Below are 16,173 nucleotides of genomic sequence, written 5' to 3' on the forward strand. Positions count from 1 at the left end.
GAATGTGGTCGTGCCTAAATTTTCCGTCGCCCCGCCTAAACTTGCAATGGAATTGGTAACTATTCTCATTTGAGGCCCAGCACCTGTCGCTGGGCGTTCTTTCCTGAACAGGCAGCAGTGATGGGTTTGACGATCAACGAGGCGGTGCTGGTACGCGCCGTGTTCCACGGCCAGGTGGATGCGGACGAGATCCGCCGCTGGCTGGCCGGAGTGGAACGCCTGATCGTGGCCCGTACACCGTTTTTCTTCATCGCCGCCACCCTGCCCGGCGCCAGCTTCTGCGACGACTACCGGGCCATCCAGGCGGTCTGGTACAAGCAGCACAAGGCCGCGTTCCGCCGGTATTGCCGCGGGCTGGTGCGCATCGCCGTCTCGGCCGAGGACCAGCAGCGGCTGGACACCCCGGCCCTGCACGCGGCCTGGGGCGTGCCCTACTTCGTCACCACCGACGAACACGCCGGCCTGCAGTGGATCACCACCCAGTGGGAGGCCGGCGATGCGCGTTGAGCGTTCGGCCGCCGCACCGCTGGGCTTGACCGTGATCGTGGCGCTGTACATGGCGCATGCGCTGCCGCTGTACTTCTACAACGTGGCGGTGCCGGCCATCCTGCGCAGCCAGGGCGTGGACCTGCGCTGGATCGGCATGTTGTCGCTGCTGTACCTGCCGTGGGCGTTCAAGTTCCTGTGGGCGCCCTTGGTCGACCGCTGGCACCTGCCACGGATCGGACGCCGCCGCAGCTGGCTGTGGTTGACCCAGCTGCTGTTGCTGGCCGGCATCCTGGCGCTGGCCGCGACCGGGCTGGACCACGGTCTGGGCGTGTTCCTCGCGGTGGGGCTGTGGATCTCCACCGTCGCCGCCACCCAGGACATCGCCATCGACGGCTACACCGTCGAAGCACTGGCACCGGCCGAGCACCGGTTGGGCAGCATGGCGCAGAGCGTGGGCGTGGCGTTGGGCAGCATGGTCGGCGGTGCCGGCGTGCTGTGGCTGTATGAAACCCGTGGCTGGAACGTGGCGCTGCTGATCCTGGCGGCGATGAGCGCGCTGACCCTGCTTGCCGTGCAGGCGGTACAGGAGCAACCTCGCCCGGCCGAGCAGCAGCGCCCGAGCGTGCTGCGCGCCCTGCGCCGGCCGTCGATGCGCTGGGCGTTGCTGCTGATCGTGCTGTACCGGCTGGTCGAGGCACCGGCGATGGCGATGATCAACCCGCTGCTGGTCGACCAGCAGTGGAGCCTGACCGATATCGGCCTGCTGATCTCGGTGACCGGTGCCGGCATCGGCATGCTTGCCGCCGTGGCCGCGGCGTGGCTGCTCAAGCGCCGCAGCGCCGAACAGCTGCTGATGCACGCCGGCATCTGGCGCAGCGTGCTGTACGTGCTGCTGGCGGCGTTGTTGTACGGCGGTGTGCTGGCCGGCTCACGGTGGGGGCTGGGCGCGCTGGTGGTGGCAATGCTCGCCCTGCGCTACGTGGCCATGACCAGCTTGTATGCGCTGTTCATGCGGGTCAGTTCGCGCGAGCAGGCCGGCACCGACTTCACCCTGCTGGTGTGCTTCGAGCTGCTGCTGTTCTTCATCGGCGGCGCGGCCTCCGGCTTCCTGGCCAAAGGCCTGGGCTATGCCCCGTATTACCTGCTGCTGGCGGCCGTATCGGCCATCGGCCTGCTGTTGTGCAGGCCGGTGATGACGCGCCTGGCAGCGCCCTCCCCTTCTCCCTGACGACATCCCCGAGGACACCATGCGGCATCATGCGGCAACCCTTCCGCTCGCCTTGCTGAGCCTGGCCATCAGCAGCCAGCTGTATGCGCAGAGCACTACTTCCGTGCAGCAACTGGACACGGTCAGCGTCAACGCCACCCGCGCCGCGCGCAGCGTGGCCGAGATCGCCGGCACCGTGTATCGCATCGACCACGCGCAGGTTGCGCAGCAGATTGCCGCCGGCCGTAGTACCGCCGACATCCTCGGCCAGCTGGTGCCGTCGCTGGCCCCGGCCTCGGGCACTACCAGCAACTACGGCACGACCATGCGCGGCCGCAGCGTGCAGGTGATGATCGATGGCGTGCCGCTGACCGGTGCCCGTGACGGCTCGCGCCAGCTCAACAGCATCTCGCCGACGATGATCGAGCGCATCGAGGTGATTTCCGGCGCCACTGCGCTGTACGGCGCTGGCGCCAGCGGCGGCATCATCAACATCATCACCCTGCAGCCGGGCGAGCAGCCGCTGGCGCTGGCCACGCAGGTCGGCCTGCGCAGCCCGTCGGACGTGGATGGCGACAACCTGGCCTGGAACCTGGCGCAGACGCTGACCTTCCGCAGCGGCACGCTCAGTGGCGCGGCCGGCATCAACTACGCGCGCCAGGGCGCCTCGCTGGATGCCGATGGCCGACGCATCGGCCCGGAGATCGCACAGACCGACCGCCAGGACACCGAGACCAAGGAGTTCAACAGTCGCCTGGATTGGAACCCGGACGAAAAGCAGCAGTTGAGCGTGGGCCTGCGCTGGTACGACGACCAGCAGGACAGCGACTACGGCCCCGACTACGGCCCGCGCCTGGCCGTGCTGTTCAACCCAGCCTATGCGCCCAGCCACCTAGCGGTGAAGGGCCTGCAGCTGGATGACCAGCCGCGCACCAGGCACCAGGGCATCAACAGCCAGTACCGCAACCGCGACATCCTCGGCGGCCATGAGCTGAGCGTGGAAGCCTATTACCGCAACGAGAAGGGCCGCTGGTTCCCGTCGGTTTCAGCCGCGGTACACCCGGCGCTGCCGGGCGGCTTCGCCTATGTGGCGATGCAGTCCAACACCGACATCGACGTGTGGGGCGTGCGCAGCGCGCTGCACAAGGCTTTCGACGTGGATGGGCGTGCGTTGCAGCTTTCCTACGGTGTGGATCATGAGCGCGAGAAGGACAGCCAGCTCGGCCAGACCTATGACATCACTGCCTTCATCGCCAGCAACGGCCTGAACTATGTTCCGACCCAGCGCTATGCGATGGGCCCGGACGTACGCGTGGATACCACCGGCCTGTTCCTGCAAGGCGACTACCCGCTGACCGAACGCGTGACCGTGCAGGCCGGCGTGCGCCACCAGATCCTGCACAATCGCGTCGCCGATTCACTGCCCTACACCGAGGCCATCGCCGCCACCGCCAACCCGACCTATGTGCCGAAGCTGCTGGAAGGCGGCAACGTCCGCCATTCGCAGACGCTGTTCAATGCCGGCGTGGTCTACAAGGTGGCCGACGGCCAGCAGCTGTTCGCCAATTTCTCGCAGGGCTTCAGCCTGCCCGATACGCAGCGCATGCTGCGCGACGTGCCGGCCAGCTTCGTGATCGACAGCCGCAACATCGGCCCGATCAAGGTCAACAACTACGAGCTGGGCTGGCGCCGCAGCGATGACGCGGTACTGCAGGGTGGCGTGACCGCGTTCTACAACAACTCCGACAAGACCGTGCAGTTCAACCGCGACTACAGCGTGTCGGTCGCCGACACCGACGAGCGCGTGTGGGGCGTGGAGGCCAACCTGCGCTACCTGCCCAACGAGCAGTGGGAGTTCGGCGCGAGCGTGGCCAGCACGCGCGGCCAGTACAAGGATGCCAACGGCCAGTGGCGCGAGCTCAACGCGTTCCGCGTGTCGCCGCTGAAGGCCGGCCTGTACGGGCAGTGGCGCTTCGCCACCGACAGCCTGCTGCGCCTGCAGGGGCAGGCGGTGGGTGGCACCGACCATGCCTGGCGCGACGCGCAGGTGACGGCGTTCAGCCCGACCATCCGTGCCACGCCGTCGGCGAAGATCAGCGGCTATGCGGTGTTCGACCTGCTGGCGGAGATTCCGCTGGGCGTGGGCCGCTTCAGTGCCGGCATCTACAACCTGGCCGACCGCGACTACAAGACCGTGTACGGGCAGCAGGCAGCGGCGACCTATGGCCAGATTTCCAGCGTGGCCGCGCAGGGGCGGACGTTCGGGATCGGGTACCGCTGGGAGTATTGAGGGTCCTGTTTGAAGCCCCTCTCCTTGCGGGAGGGGTTGGGGTGAGGGCAGGCGTTGCGCGAGCAAGGCAGAAGCGCCCTCATCCGCCCCTTTGGGGCACCTTCTCCCATGCATGGGAGAAGGGAGGTTCCCAGGCATGGCGTGTGCTGGCGGGGCTTCGCTTTGCTCAAGCCCCTCTCCCGCGTGCGGGAGAGGGGTTGGGGTGAGGGCAGGCTCTCCGCGAAAAAAGCAGAAGCGCCCTCATCCGCCCCTTCGGGGCACCTTCTCCCATGCATGGGAGAAGGGAGGTTCCCGGGCATGCCGTGTGCTGGTGGGGCTTCGCTTTGCTCAAGCCCCTCTCCCGCGTGCGGGAGAGGGGTTGGGGTGAGGGCAGGCCCTCCGCGAACAAAGCAGAAGCGCCCTCATTCGCCCCTTCGGTGCACCTTCTCCCATGCATGGGAGAAGGGAGGTTTTCGAGCATGGCGTGCGCTGGCGGGGCTTCGCTTTGCTCAAGCCCCTCTCCCGCGTGCGGGAGAGGGGTTGGGGTGAGGGCAGGCTCTCCGCGAACAAAGCAGAAGCGCCCTCATCCGCCCCTTTGGGGCACCTTCTCCCATGGCATGGGAGAAGGGAGGTTGTCGCGCACTGGTCAGGCTCCGCTGCCCTTATCGGCGCGGTGCCAGGATCTTCGTCAACAGATCCGGGCTGCCCTCGACACGGCGCAGGTGCGGGTAACGCAGCCCATCGCGGTAGTCGATGCGCACGGTGCGGAAGCTGTCGGCCTGGCGCACGATCAGCTCGATCGGCGTCCCTTCCTTCGCATCGATCACCGCCTGCTTCAGACGCCCGCCACTGTACGCCAGGCCATTGACCGCCACCAACGTCACGTCCTTGGCCAACCCCGCCTTGAACGCCGGGCTCTCCCAACCGACGAACTGCAGCACGCCATCGCTGCCCACCTTCAGGCCCAACGCGTACTGCAGGTCGGTCACGCCGTCGGCTTCGCCATCGGCCACCACCAGGTTTGGCGCATCGCTGTAGTACAGCTCCCAACCGGCGGCCTTCAAGCCATCCGGAGCGCTGCCGTCACGCGCATCCAGGCGCGTGCCGATGAAGGCATTCCAATCACCGGGCTGTACCGCTTCCAATGCCTGCATCACGTCGGCACGGTCGTACAGGCGGATCTCGCCCTGCGTGCCGCCCTGATGGAAGCGCCGGGCGAAGTCATCCAGCGTCACCTTGCCCCTGGACAGCGCGCGCAGGCGCGCGTCCACGCCCAGCCACAACAACGTGCTTTCGTTGTAGAACTCGAAGGCACGCTGCCAGTCGGCCCAGGCCTGCGGCTTGGAATTGAAGTCGAGGATGCCCTGGTGCACGGTGTCGTGCAGGTCGCGCCATTGCCGGCCCGGCTGGGTAGCGTAGTTGGCCTGCAACTGGGCCAGCATCGCCATCGCGTAGTCCGGCTTCCACAACCCAGAGCGGGCGGCCAGTACCACCGCCCAGTACTGGGTCTGGCCTTCGTACATCCACAGCTCGTCGTTGTGCATCGGCCCGTTGTAATGCGGTACCCAGGTCGGGCGCGGGCGCCAAGCCTTGCCCACCCACGCATGCGCGTACTCGTGCGGCAGCAGGTCATTGTCCATGAACGGCCGCTCGCCGCGCAGGTAGCCATCGTGCATGCCGTTCTCGCTGGACTGCGCGTGCTCCAGGCCGATGCCGCTGAACACGTCCGACACCGCCAGCAGGAAGTTGTAGCGCGTGTAGGGCCGCGCGCCGAACACCGCGTCGGCCTCGCGCACCAGCGCGCGGTGCGCGTCCAGCACCTTGGCATCGGCCTGCAGTGCCTGCGGGTTCTCTGCGACCACGTCCAGCCACACCGGCTGCCTGGCGGCCTCATCCAGCGCGAAGCGCTTGAAGTGGCGGCCGGCGAACACCGGTGAATCGATCAGCGTCATCAACGGCACCGGCTGGTAGTGCTCGGTGCCGCCCTCGCGACGCTCCACGTCCAGTGCGGTGCCGCTCTGCCAGCCGTCGGGCAGGCGCAATGACGGCTTGACCTGGATGCCACGCGCATCGACGCCGGCCGGGTACAGCACCACGCGATGCCATTGCAGGTCGAGCAGGTTCGGCGTCATCGCCACGCGCCCCTGGTCCGAGGCCGTGGGCGAGAGGTACTGGAACTCGATGTCGAGCACGTTGACGCCTTCGGGCACCTGCAGCGTGAAGGCATACATGTCGCCGGGATCGCGCAGCCACTGCAGCGGCTGGCCGTTGCCACGGATGACCAGGCCGCCGATCTGGTTGATCGGGCCGGTCGGTGCGTGGTTGCCGGGGATCCATTGCGGATACCACAGCCTGAGCGGGCCGGGGGCCACCGGGATGCGCTCGCGCACGCGCTGGATGCGGCGGTCGACGTCGCTGGCGTCCACCTCCAGCTCGATCACGCCGGGATAGCTGGCCTGCACCTGCAGGGCCGCCTGCCGTGCATCCCCCTGCTGTGCCTGCACCCACCAGGGCGTCACGCCCAGGGCCACCGCCAACAACCACCTACGACCGTGTTTCACCACGCCCTGCCCTCCCGAGAAGTTCCCGCATCCTAGCCGGTCCTCAACCGGGTTGGCGCTGCCAGACCAGCAAGCGGTTGTTGGCCGGCATCGCCACGTCGGCCTGCAGCACCAGCCGCTGCGCGCGCGCCAGCGCGTCGACCGCCTCGAAGTCACGGATGCCGGAGGCGGCATCGCGTGCCTTCAACCAGCCATCGAAGGCACGGTTGCTGTCGCTGGTGAACGCACCGCCGTAGTTGAATGGCCCGTACACCAGCAGCAGGCCATCGGTGGACAGCACCGCCGGCAGGCCGGCGAACAAGGCCTGCACGTGCGCCCAGCTCATGATGTGCAGGGTGTTGGCGGTGAACACCGCATCGAAGCGGCCACCGGCGGTGGGCACCGGCTGCAGGCCGGCGACGGGCTCGGTGACTGCCTGCAGCGCGATGGGCGACGGTGTATTGGGCAGCGCCGCCTCGTCCAGCCATTGCCTGATGCCCGGCAGGTGGTCGCGGTGATCACTGGCCTGCCAGCTCAGCCAGGGCAGCGCCGCGGCGAAATGCACCGCGTGCTGGCCGGTGCCGCTGCCGATCTCCAGCACGCGCCGGGCGCCGCCGAGGTGTCGCTGCAGCTCGGCCAGGATGGGCGCGCGGTTGCGCTCGCAGGATTCGGCATAGGGTTTGTCGGGCATGGCGGCGCTACCGGGAAAGACCACCGTGATTGTGCCGCAATGCCACTTTCGGCCCACGCATGACCATGGTCACTTGTGCCCGGCGTGGGCTGGCGCCGAGATTCAACGGTCTTGCGCGATGCGTGCATCGCCTGCTCCGGAGCCCCGCCCCCCATGCAACGCCGTCAGTTCCTCACCCTCTCCGGTCTCGGCCTGGCCGGGATGATGCTGCCCAATGCCCGCCTGATCGCCGCCGAGGAGCTGCTCACGCCGTCGGACGTGGCGAAGAAGAAGGCATTGGCCGACACCGTGCTGGCATTGGCCAGGCGCGGCGGTGCCAGCTACTGCGACGTGCGCATCGGTCGTTACCTCAACCAGGCCATCGTCACCCGCGAAGACAAGGTGCAGAACGTCACCAACAGCGAATCGGCCGGCGTTGGCATCCGCGTGATCGTCGATGGCGCCTGGGGCTTTGCCGCCAGCAACCAGACCAACCCGCAGGGCATTGCTGCCGCCGTGGCCCAGGCCGTGGCCATTGCCAAGGCCAACGCGAAGATCCAGACCAAGCCGGTGCAGCTGGCGCCCACTCCCGGCGTCGGCGAGGTGCAATGGAAGACGCCGATCCGCAGCAACGCGATGGCGGTGCCGGTCAAGGACAAGGTGGAGCTGCTGCTGTCGATCAACGCCGCGGCGATCAACGCCGGCGCCGACTTCATCAACTCGCAGCTGTTCCTGGTCAACGAACAGAAGTACTTCGCCTCCAGCGATGGCTCGTGGATCGACCAGGACGTGCACCGCATCTGGCTGCCGTTCACCGCCACCGCCATCGACAAGGCCAGCGGCAAGTTCCGCACCCGCGCCGGGCTGTCGGCGCCGGCCGGCATGGGCTGGGAGTTCCTCGACGGCAACGCCGCCGACAAGCACGCACTGCCCGGTGGCGTGGTGGGCTACGGGCATTCCTATGACCCGGTCGAGGACGCCATCGCCGCCGCGAAGCAGGCGCGCGCCAAGCTCACCGCGCCGTCGGTGAAGCCGGGCAAGTACGACCTGGTGCTGGACCCGTCCAACCTGTTCCTGACCATCCACGAGAACGTCGGCCACCCGCTGGAGCTGGACCGCGTGCTCGGCTACGAAGCCAACTACGCCGGCACCAGCTTCGCCACGCTGGACAAGCGCGAGAGCGGCTATCGCTGGGGCAGCGAGATCGTCAACTTCACCGCCGACAAGACCGAGCCGTACAGCCTGGGCGCGGTGGGGTACGACGATGAGGGCGTGAAGACCCGGCGCTGGGACCTGGTCAAGGACGGCATCCTGGTCAACTACCAGGCCACCCGCGACGAGGTGCACATCCTCGGCGAGAACGCCTCGCATGGCTGCAGCTACGCCGATTCGTGGAAGAGCGTGCAGTTCCAGCGCATGGCCAACGTGTCGCTGGCCCCGGGCAAGACACCGCTGACGCCGGCGCAGATGGTCAAGGACGTGGAGAACGGCATCTACATCCACGGCCGTGGTTCGTATTCGATCGACCAGCAGCGCTACAACGCGCAGTTCGGCGGCCAGCTCTGCTACCAGATCAGGAACGGCGAGATCACCGGGTTGGTCGAGGATGCGGCGTACCAGATCCGCACGCCGGAGTTCTGGAATGCCTGCAGCGCGATCTGCGACGAGCGCGACTTCCGCCTGGGCGGTTCGTTCTTCGACGGCAAGGGCCAACCGGGCCAGGTGTCGGCGGTGTCGCACGGTTCGGCGACGACGCGCTTTGACGGGGTGAGCATCATCAATACCGCGCGGTCGTTGGGGTAAGCGCGAAACGCTGCCCTCATCCGCCCTGCGGGCACCTTCTCCCGCTTGCGGGAGAAGGGAGGGAAGCACCGCACACTGCAGCAAACCGCTTCCTTCTCCCGCAAGCGGGAGAAGGTGCCCCCAACGGGGCGGATGAGGGGCGACGCTGTCAGCGCGTCGTATACCCACCATTGACCAGGATCGTCTGCCCGGTCATCCACCAGCCCTCGGACACCAGGAAGCGCACCCACGGCACGATGTCCTGGATGTCGGTCAGGCCGGTGCGCGAGAACGGCGACAGCGCCGCGGCAGTCTTGTGGTACGCCACCGCGTCGGCACCTTCGGCCGGGTAGAAGAACGGCGTGTCCATCGGCCCCGGGCCGATCGCGGTCACCGAGATGCCGCGCTCGCCGAACTCCTTGGCCGCCGCACGGGTGTAGTGCTCCACCGGCGCCTTGGTGCCGGCATAGCTGGAGTAGAACGGGGTGAACGCCCCCAGCAGCGAGGTCACCAGCGTGCACACCTTGCCGTTGTCGGCCAGGTGGCGGCCGGCTTCCTTCAGGAAGAAGAACGCCGCCTTGTTGTTGACCGCGTCCATCTGGTCGAACTCGGCCTCGCTGATCTGGGTCATCGGCTTCTTCAGCACCTTGCCCACCGTGTTGACCGCGATGTCGATGCGGCCCAATGCCTGCCGGGCATCGGCGAACAGCTGCTCCACCGCCGCGGCGTGGGTCAGGTCGGCCTGGAACAGGTGTGCGTCGGCGCCGGCGGCGCGCACCGCCTCGGCGGTGGCCTCGGCCTCGGCACGGGCGGCGTCGCCGTTGTAATGGAGGGCGATGCCGGCCGCGCCCTGGGCGGCGAGGTCACGGGCGAGCAGACCGCCCAGGTTCTTGGCGCCGCCGGCGATGAGGACGGTCTTGCCGTGGATGCGATGGTCGGTCATGGGGCAACTCCTGTGCGGGTGGATGCCCACAGAGGCTATCGGCTTGGAATTCCGGATAAAGCCCGCCATTCTGACTTCACTTGTCGGCCTTTCCGGACAATCCGCCCATGGACCGCATCGAGCTGTACCGCATCTTCGTCCGCGTGGTCGACTGTGCCGGCTTCACCCGCGCCGCCGACCAGCTGAACCTGCCGCGCTCCACCGTCTCCGAGGCGGTGCGCACGCTGGAACAGCGGCTGGGCACGCGCCTGCTCCACCGCACCACCCGCCAGGTCACGCCCACCCAGGACGGGCTGCTGTTCCATGCCCGCTGCCAGCAGCTGATCGCCGACACGGACGAGGCCGAGCAGTTGTTCCGGCAGGCGCCGCAGGCGCTCAGCGGGCGGCTGAAGGTCGATGTGCCCGGCCGCATCGGGCGCCTGATCGTGGCACCGGCGCTGCCGGCGTTCCTGCAGGCGCATCCGCAGATCGACGTGGAACTGGGCATCACCGACCGCAGCATCGACCTGGTCGAGGACGGCGTGGATTGCGCGTTGCGGGTCGGCCCGCTGCAGGACTCGCGCCTGGTGGCGCGCAGCCTGGGCCAGCTGCCGCTGCTCAACGTGGCCAGTGCCGGCTACCTGGCCACGCACGGCGTGCCTGTTCATCCACGCCGGCTGGAGCAGCATTGGGGCGTGTTGTACGCCTCGCCCGGCAGCGGCCGGGTCGAACCCTGGGAGTGGCGCGAACACGGGGCGTTGCACACCCTGCCGCTGCGCGGACGCGTCACCGTCAACAGCGCCGAGGCCTACATCGCCTGCTGCATCGCCGGGATGGGGCTGATCCAGATCCCCGCCTATGACGTGCGCGATGAGCTGGTCGATGGACGCCTGGTGGAGGTGATGCCGGACCACCGCGCCGACCCGATGCCGATGCACCTGCTGTTCCCGCATCGGCGGCATCCCTCGCAGCGGCTGCGGGTGTTCGTGGAATGGCTGCAGGGGGTGATGGGCGACGTGGTCGGGGGCCGCGGGTAGCGCATCAACGCCAGCCCTCCCGTTCACTCCTGAACCGCTCCCTCCCTTTGCCGCAGGCAAGGGACGCGTTGCGAAGGGGATGCCGTGCGCTCCGAACCGCACCACCGGCACATCATCCATGCCTAAAGTCACTACCGCTGTCATCGCGCGCCCGCAAGAATCGGGAGGGTTCGCAGAGCATCGCGAAGCCATCGTCGTTCGTTGCCCATTGCCCGCATCGCGGGCCGCGCCTCCGGAGAGCAGCCTTGCAAAGACGTGACTTCCTCGCCCTGACCGGGCTCACCGCCGGTGGCCTGATGGTGCCATCGTTCTTCGGCAAGGCAATCGCCGCCGAGCAGCTGCTCACCGTGCTCGACCCCGTCGTCAAGAAACGCCTGGCCGATGACGCACTGAACGCCGCGCGCGCCGCCGGCGCCACCTATTGCGACGTGCGCATCGGCCGCTACCTGCGCCAGTTCGTGATCACCCGCGAGGACAAGGTCCAGAACGTGGTGAACACCGAATCCACCGGCACCGGCATCCGCGTGATCGTGAATGGCGCCTGGGGCTTCGCCGCCACCAACGACCTGAGCCCGGCCGGCGTGGTCAAGGCCGCGCAGCAGGCCGCCGCCATCGCCAAGGCCAACGCCAGGGTGCAGACCTCGCCGGTGCAGTTCGCCAAGGCACCGGGCTACGGCGAGGTCAGCTGGCGCACGCCGATCAGGAAGAACGCGATGGAAGTGCCGATCAAGGACAAGGCCGACCTGCTGCTGGGCGTCAATGCCGCCGCGACCGCCGCCGGTGCCAGCTTCGTCAACTCGATGCTGTTCCTGGTCAACGAGCAGAAGTATTTCGCCTCCACCGATGGCTCCTACATCGACCAGGACGTGCATCGCATCTGGGCGCCGATGACGGTCACTGCCATCGACAAGGCCAGCGGCAAGTTCCGCACCCGCGACGGCCTGTCCTCGCCGATGGGCCTGGGCTTCGAATACCTGGACGGCGACGCCTCCGGCAAGACCGTGCTGCCCAACGGCGTGACCGTGTACGGCCAGTCCTACGACATGCGCGAGGACGCCATCGCCGCGGCCAAGGACGCGCAGGAGAAGCTCAAGGCGCCGTCGGTGAAGCCGGGCAAGTACGACCTGGTGCTGGACCCCTCGCACACCTGGCTGACCATCCACGAATCGGTCGGCCATCCGCTGGAGCTGGACCGCGTGCTCGGCTACGAGGCCAACTATGCCGGCACCAGCTTCGCCACGCTGGACAAGCGCGAGCAGCATTTCCAGTACGGCAGCGACAAGGTCAACATCTTCGCCGACAAGACCCAGCCCGGCTCGCTCGGCGCGGTGGCCTACGACGACGAGGGCGTGAAGACCAAGCGCTGGCCGCTGATCACCGACGGCAAGCTGGTCGACTACCAGACCATCCGCGACCAGGCCCACATCCTGGGCAAGACCGAGTCCGATGGCTGCTGCTATGCCGACTCGTGGTCCAGCGTGCAGTTCCAGCGCATGGCCAACGTGTCGATGGCACCGGGCAAGACCCCGCTGTCGGTGGCCGACCTGGTCAAGGACGTGGAGAACGGCATCTACATCATCGGCGACGGCTCGTTCTCCATCGACCAGCAGCGTTACAACGCGCAGTTCGGCGGGCAGCTGTTCTACGAGATCAAGAACGGGCAGATCACCCGCATGCTGGAGGACGTGGCCTACCAGATCCGCACGCCGGAATTCTGGAACGCCTGCAGCGCCGTGGCCGACGAGCGCGACTACCGCCTGGGCGGCTCGTTCTTCGACGGCAAGGGCCAGCCGGGCCAGGTCTCGGCGGTGTCGCATGGCTCGTCCACCGCCCGTTTCGACGGCATCAACGTCATCAATACCGCGCGCAGCCTCGGCTGATCGTCAAGGAGCTTCGAGAACCATGAGCATCTTCACCGAACAGGAAGCCAAGGCCATCCTGGACAAGGTCATCGCGCTGTCCAAGGCCGATGAATGCACCGCCACGCTGGCCGGCTCGGTCGATGGCAACATCCGTTTCGCGCTGAACAACGTCTCCACCAGCGGCATCGTCAGCAATGCCGAACTGGCCGTGCAGGTGGCCTTCGGCAAGCGCGTGGGCACCGCCTCGATCAACGAGTTCGATGACGCCTCGCTGGAGCGCGTGGTCCGCCGCGCCGAGGACCTTGCGAAGCTGGCACCGGAAAACCCCGAGTTCGTGCCGGCCATCGGCAAGCAGCAGTACACCGCCAGCCCGACCTTCAGCGCGTCCACCGCCGCGATCGACCCGGAGTTCCGCGCCAAGGTGGCGGCCGACTCGATCGCCCCGTGCCGCGGCCATGGCCTGGTCGCCGCCGGCTTCCTGGAGGACGGCAACGGCTTCGTCGCCATCGCCAACAGCAACGGCAACTTCGGCTACCAGAAGAGCACCAACTTCAACTACACCTGCACCGTGCGCACCGAGGACGGCCGCGGTTCGGGCTGGGTGGGCCGCAACCTGAAGGACGCATCGGACTTCAGGGCCGACCAGGACATCGAGATCGCCAAGCGCAAGGCCACCGAATCGGCCGAGGCCAAGGCGCTGGAGCCGGGCAAGTACACGGTGATCCTGGAGCCGGCCGCCGCCGCGGGCCTGATCAGCTTCATGATGAATTTCTTCAGCGCCCGCTCGGCCGACGAAGGCCGCAGCTTCCTGTCCAGGAAAGGCGGCGGAAACAAGCTGGGCGAGCAGGTCTACGACCCGCAGGTGAACCTGTTCGCCGACCCGTGGCATCCCGATGCACCGGTGCTGCCGTGGGACGGTGAAGGCATGCCGCGCGAGCGCATGGCCATCATCGAGAACGGCAAGGTCGCCAACCTCAGCTATTCGCGCTACTGGGCGCAGAAGCAGGGCAAGACCGCCAACGCGCAGCCGGGCAACCTGCTGATGAGCGGCGGCAGCAAGTCCATCGCCGAGCTGGTGCGCGGCACCGAGAAGGGCATCCTGGTCACCCGCACCTGGTACATCCGCATGGTCGACCCGCAGACCGTGCTGCTGACCGGGCTGACCCGCGACGGCACGTTCTACATCGAGAACGGCCAGATCAAGCACCCGGTGAAGAACTTCCGCTTCAACGAGTCGCCGGTGATCATGCTCAACAACATTGACGAGCTGGGCAAGCCGGTGCGCGTGGCCGGTGACGAGTCCAGCTTCGTGATGATGATCCCGCCGATGAAGCTGCGTGATTTCACGTTCACCTCGTTGTCGGATGCGGTGTGACGGAGGCGGCTTCTTTTAGCTTTTGATTTGAGCGGCTGCCTCCAGCCTTCCGCTGTTGCTCCATCCCTTCTCCCGCATGCGGGAGAAGGTGCCCGAAGGGCGGATGAGGGGCGCTTCTGACGTTTGCTCTCCAGAAGCCTGCCCTCACCCCAACCCCCGCTCCGCGCCCCGGCCCTTGCGCTGGCGCAAGGGCGTTCGACGGGCCGCGAACCAATGGTTCGCAAACATCCCCTCTCACCCCGCCTGCGGGAGAGGGGCTCCTGGTTTCCTGAGATTCTTGGCCTTTGCTCCAGTCCCGTCTAACGCGAGCGCAATTCCTGCAGCTGCTGCTTGGCGGTGCGGTTGCGGCCGCATTGCCGGGACGGGCCAAGGCGCAGGCCGGCCGCTACGACTTCTGGTTCACCCGCCTGAAGTACGACTCCGGCGACTGGGACGTGGACGCGCGCATGCCGTCCAACCTGCTCACCTCGCTGGTGGACTACACCACGCTGCGCGTGGACCCCAACGAACATGTCGTGGCGCTGTCCGACCCGAAGATGCTGCGCGCGCCGTTCTGCTACCTGGCCGGGCACAAGCTGGTCGAGTTCAACCCCGACGAACGCCGCAACTTCGAGCGCTACGTGCGCAACGGCGGCTTCGTCTTCGTCGATGACTGCAACCATGACATCGACGGCCTGTTCGCCACCTCGTTCGAGGCGCAGATGCGCGGTATCTTCGGCACCACCGCATTGAAGAAGCTGCCGAACAACCACGCCGTCTACAACAGCTTCTTCAAGTTCCCCGAAGGTCCGCCGGCCACCGGCTTCGAACTCAACGGCTGGGGCGATGACCTGGTGCACGACTACCTCAAGGGCATCGAGATCGATGGCCGGCTGGGCGTGCTCTACAGCAACAAGGACTACGGCTGCGAATGGGACTACGACTGGCGCAACAAACGCTTCCTGGCCGAAGACAACACCAAGTTCGGCGTGAACATCGTGATGTACGCACTGACGCACTGACCCCACTGGTGACCGCATGACTGCCACTTCCCCCGACCTCGATTCCCTGCTGCCCCGCCTGGGCGAACTGCGCGGCGCGTTGGCGCAGGCCGTGGTCGGCCAGCAGGCGGTGGTCGAGCAACTGCTGATCGGCCTGCTCGCCGGCGGCCACTGCCTGCTCGAAGGCGCACCGGGCCTGGGCAAGACGCTGCTGGTGCGCTCGCTCGGGCAGGCGCTGGAACTGCAGTTCCGGCGCGTGCAGTTCACGCCCGACCTGATGCCCAGCGACATCCTCGGCACCGAGCTGCTGGAGGAGGACCACGGCACCGGCAAGCGCGCGTTCCGCTTCCAGCAGGGCCCGATCTTCACCAACCTGCTGCTGGCCGACGAGCTCAACCGCACCCCGCCCAAGACCCAGGCCGCCCTGCTCGAAGCCATGCAGGAGCGCACCGTCAGCTATGCCGGCACCACCTACACGCTGCCCTCGCCGTTCTTCGTGCTGGCCACGCAGAACCCGATCGAGCAGGCCGGCACCTACCCGCTGCCGGAAGCGCAGCTGGACCGCTTCCTGCTGCACGTGCGCGTGGACTACCCCGATGAGGCCGAGGAGCGCGACATCCTGGCCCAAACCACTGGCAGCCACAGCGGCACGGTGCCGAAGGTGATGGATGCCGAGGCGGTCAAGGCACTGCAGGCCGCCGTGCGCGACGTGCACGTCAGCCCCGACCTGCTGACCTGGATCACCCGCCTGGTCCGCGCCAGCCGTCCCGGCGACGGCGCGCCGACCGAGGTCAACAACTGGATCAAGTGGGGCGCCGGCCCGCGCGCCGGCCAGTCGCTGGTGCTGGCGTCGAAAGCACGCGCCCTGCTGCATGGTCGCTTCGCCGCCACCCGCGAGGACGTGCAGGCCCTGGCCGCGCCGGTGATGCGCCACCGCCTGCTGCTGTCCTTCGCCGCCGAGGCCGAGCAGAAGAGTGCCGATGACGTGATCACCGCATTGCTGCGCACGGTGCCGTTCCCGGCTTGATGCCGATCCCGCC

General features: G+C 67.5%; 12 protein-coding genes. 9 read left to right on the forward strand and 3 right to left on the reverse strand.

From position 1 onward, the window contains the following. Window positions 1-120: 120 nt before the first annotated feature. From IB227_RS16775 to IB227_RS16785, 3 genes are read left to right on the forward strand one after another with little or no spacing between them, the layout of a single operon-like run. The gene (locus IB227_RS16775) at window positions 121-507 is read left to right on the forward strand and encodes a hypothetical protein (RefSeq protein WP_192288321.1); all 387 of its coding nucleotides are present in this window, start codon (window positions 121-123) and stop codon (window positions 505-507) included. Beyond that, window positions 497-1,717, forward strand: coding sequence for an MFS transporter (locus tag IB227_RS16780; protein ID WP_192288322.1), 1,221 nt, complete (start codon window positions 497-499; stop codon window positions 1,715-1,717). The genes IB227_RS16775 and IB227_RS16780 overlap by 11 nt, the downstream gene beginning before the upstream one ends. 19 nt (window positions 1,718-1,736) lie before the next feature. Continuing rightward, window positions 1,737-3,986: a TonB-dependent receptor gene (locus tag IB227_RS16785; protein ID WP_192288323.1), complete on the forward strand. Its 2,250-nt coding sequence runs from the start codon at window positions 1,737-1,739 to the stop codon at window positions 3,984-3,986. A 641-nt stretch (window positions 3,987-4,627) separates the two neighbouring features. Here the strand turns inward: IB227_RS16785 and IB227_RS16790 are convergent. Beyond that, on the reverse strand, window positions 4,628-6,526 hold the full coding sequence (locus IB227_RS16790) for a peptidase M61 (protein ID WP_318639557.1): 1,899 nt from the start codon (window positions 6,524-6,526) through the stop codon (window positions 4,628-4,630). Window positions 6,527-6,569: 43 nt separating this feature from the next. Continuing rightward, window positions 6,570-7,196, reverse strand: a complete 627-nt coding sequence (locus IB227_RS16795) for a DUF938 domain-containing protein (RefSeq protein WP_192288324.1) — start codon at window positions 7,194-7,196, stop codon at window positions 6,570-6,572. A 153-nt stretch (window positions 7,197-7,349) separates the two neighbouring features. On the opposite strand from IB227_RS16795, the gene IB227_RS16800 reads away from it, so the two are divergent. Then, window positions 7,350-8,978 (forward strand): TldD/PmbA family protein, encoded by a 1,629-nt coding sequence (locus tag IB227_RS16800; RefSeq protein WP_192288325.1) that lies wholly within the window; start codon window positions 7,350-7,352, stop codon window positions 8,976-8,978. A 148-nt stretch (window positions 8,979-9,126) separates the two neighbouring features. Here IB227_RS16800 and IB227_RS16805 read toward each other — a convergent pair whose 3' ends face one another. Further along, entirely contained in the window at window positions 9,127-9,900 is a 774-nt protein-coding gene (locus IB227_RS16805) for an SDR family oxidoreductase (RefSeq protein WP_192288326.1), read from the reverse strand. A 107-nt stretch (window positions 9,901-10,007) separates the two neighbouring features. Here IB227_RS16805 and IB227_RS16810 point away from each other — a divergent pair, with 107 nt between their 5' ends. From IB227_RS16810 to IB227_RS16830, 5 genes are all read left to right on the forward strand, one after another. Then, a complete protein-coding gene (locus tag IB227_RS16810; RefSeq protein WP_192288327.1) occupies window positions 10,008-10,916 on the forward strand; it encodes a LysR family transcriptional regulator in 909 nt (302 codons plus the stop codon). 245 nt (window positions 10,917-11,161) lie between these two features. Next, entirely contained in the window at window positions 11,162-12,796 is a 1,635-nt protein-coding gene (locus tag IB227_RS16815; RefSeq protein ID WP_192288328.1) for a TldD/PmbA family protein, read from the forward strand. Between the two features lie 22 nt (window positions 12,797-12,818). Further along, entirely contained in the window at window positions 12,819-14,153 is a 1,335-nt protein-coding gene (locus tag IB227_RS16820; protein ID WP_132862328.1) for a TldD/PmbA family protein, read from the forward strand. A 317-nt stretch (window positions 14,154-14,470) separates the two neighbouring features. Beyond that, a complete protein-coding gene (locus tag IB227_RS16825; protein WP_225591952.1) occupies window positions 14,471-15,154 on the forward strand; it encodes a DUF4159 domain-containing protein in 684 nt (227 codons plus the stop codon). Between the two features lie 16 nt (window positions 15,155-15,170). Then, entirely contained in the window at window positions 15,171-16,160 is a 990-nt protein-coding gene (locus tag IB227_RS16830; RefSeq protein WP_192288330.1) for a MoxR family ATPase, read from the forward strand. Window positions 16,161-16,173 lie beyond the last annotated feature (13 nt).

The sequence above is a fragment of the Stenotrophomonas sp. STM01 genome, from assembly GCF_014852135.1.
In the GTDB taxonomy this organism is placed as follows: domain Bacteria; phylum Pseudomonadota; class Gammaproteobacteria; order Xanthomonadales; family Xanthomonadaceae; genus Stenotrophomonas; species Stenotrophomonas capsici.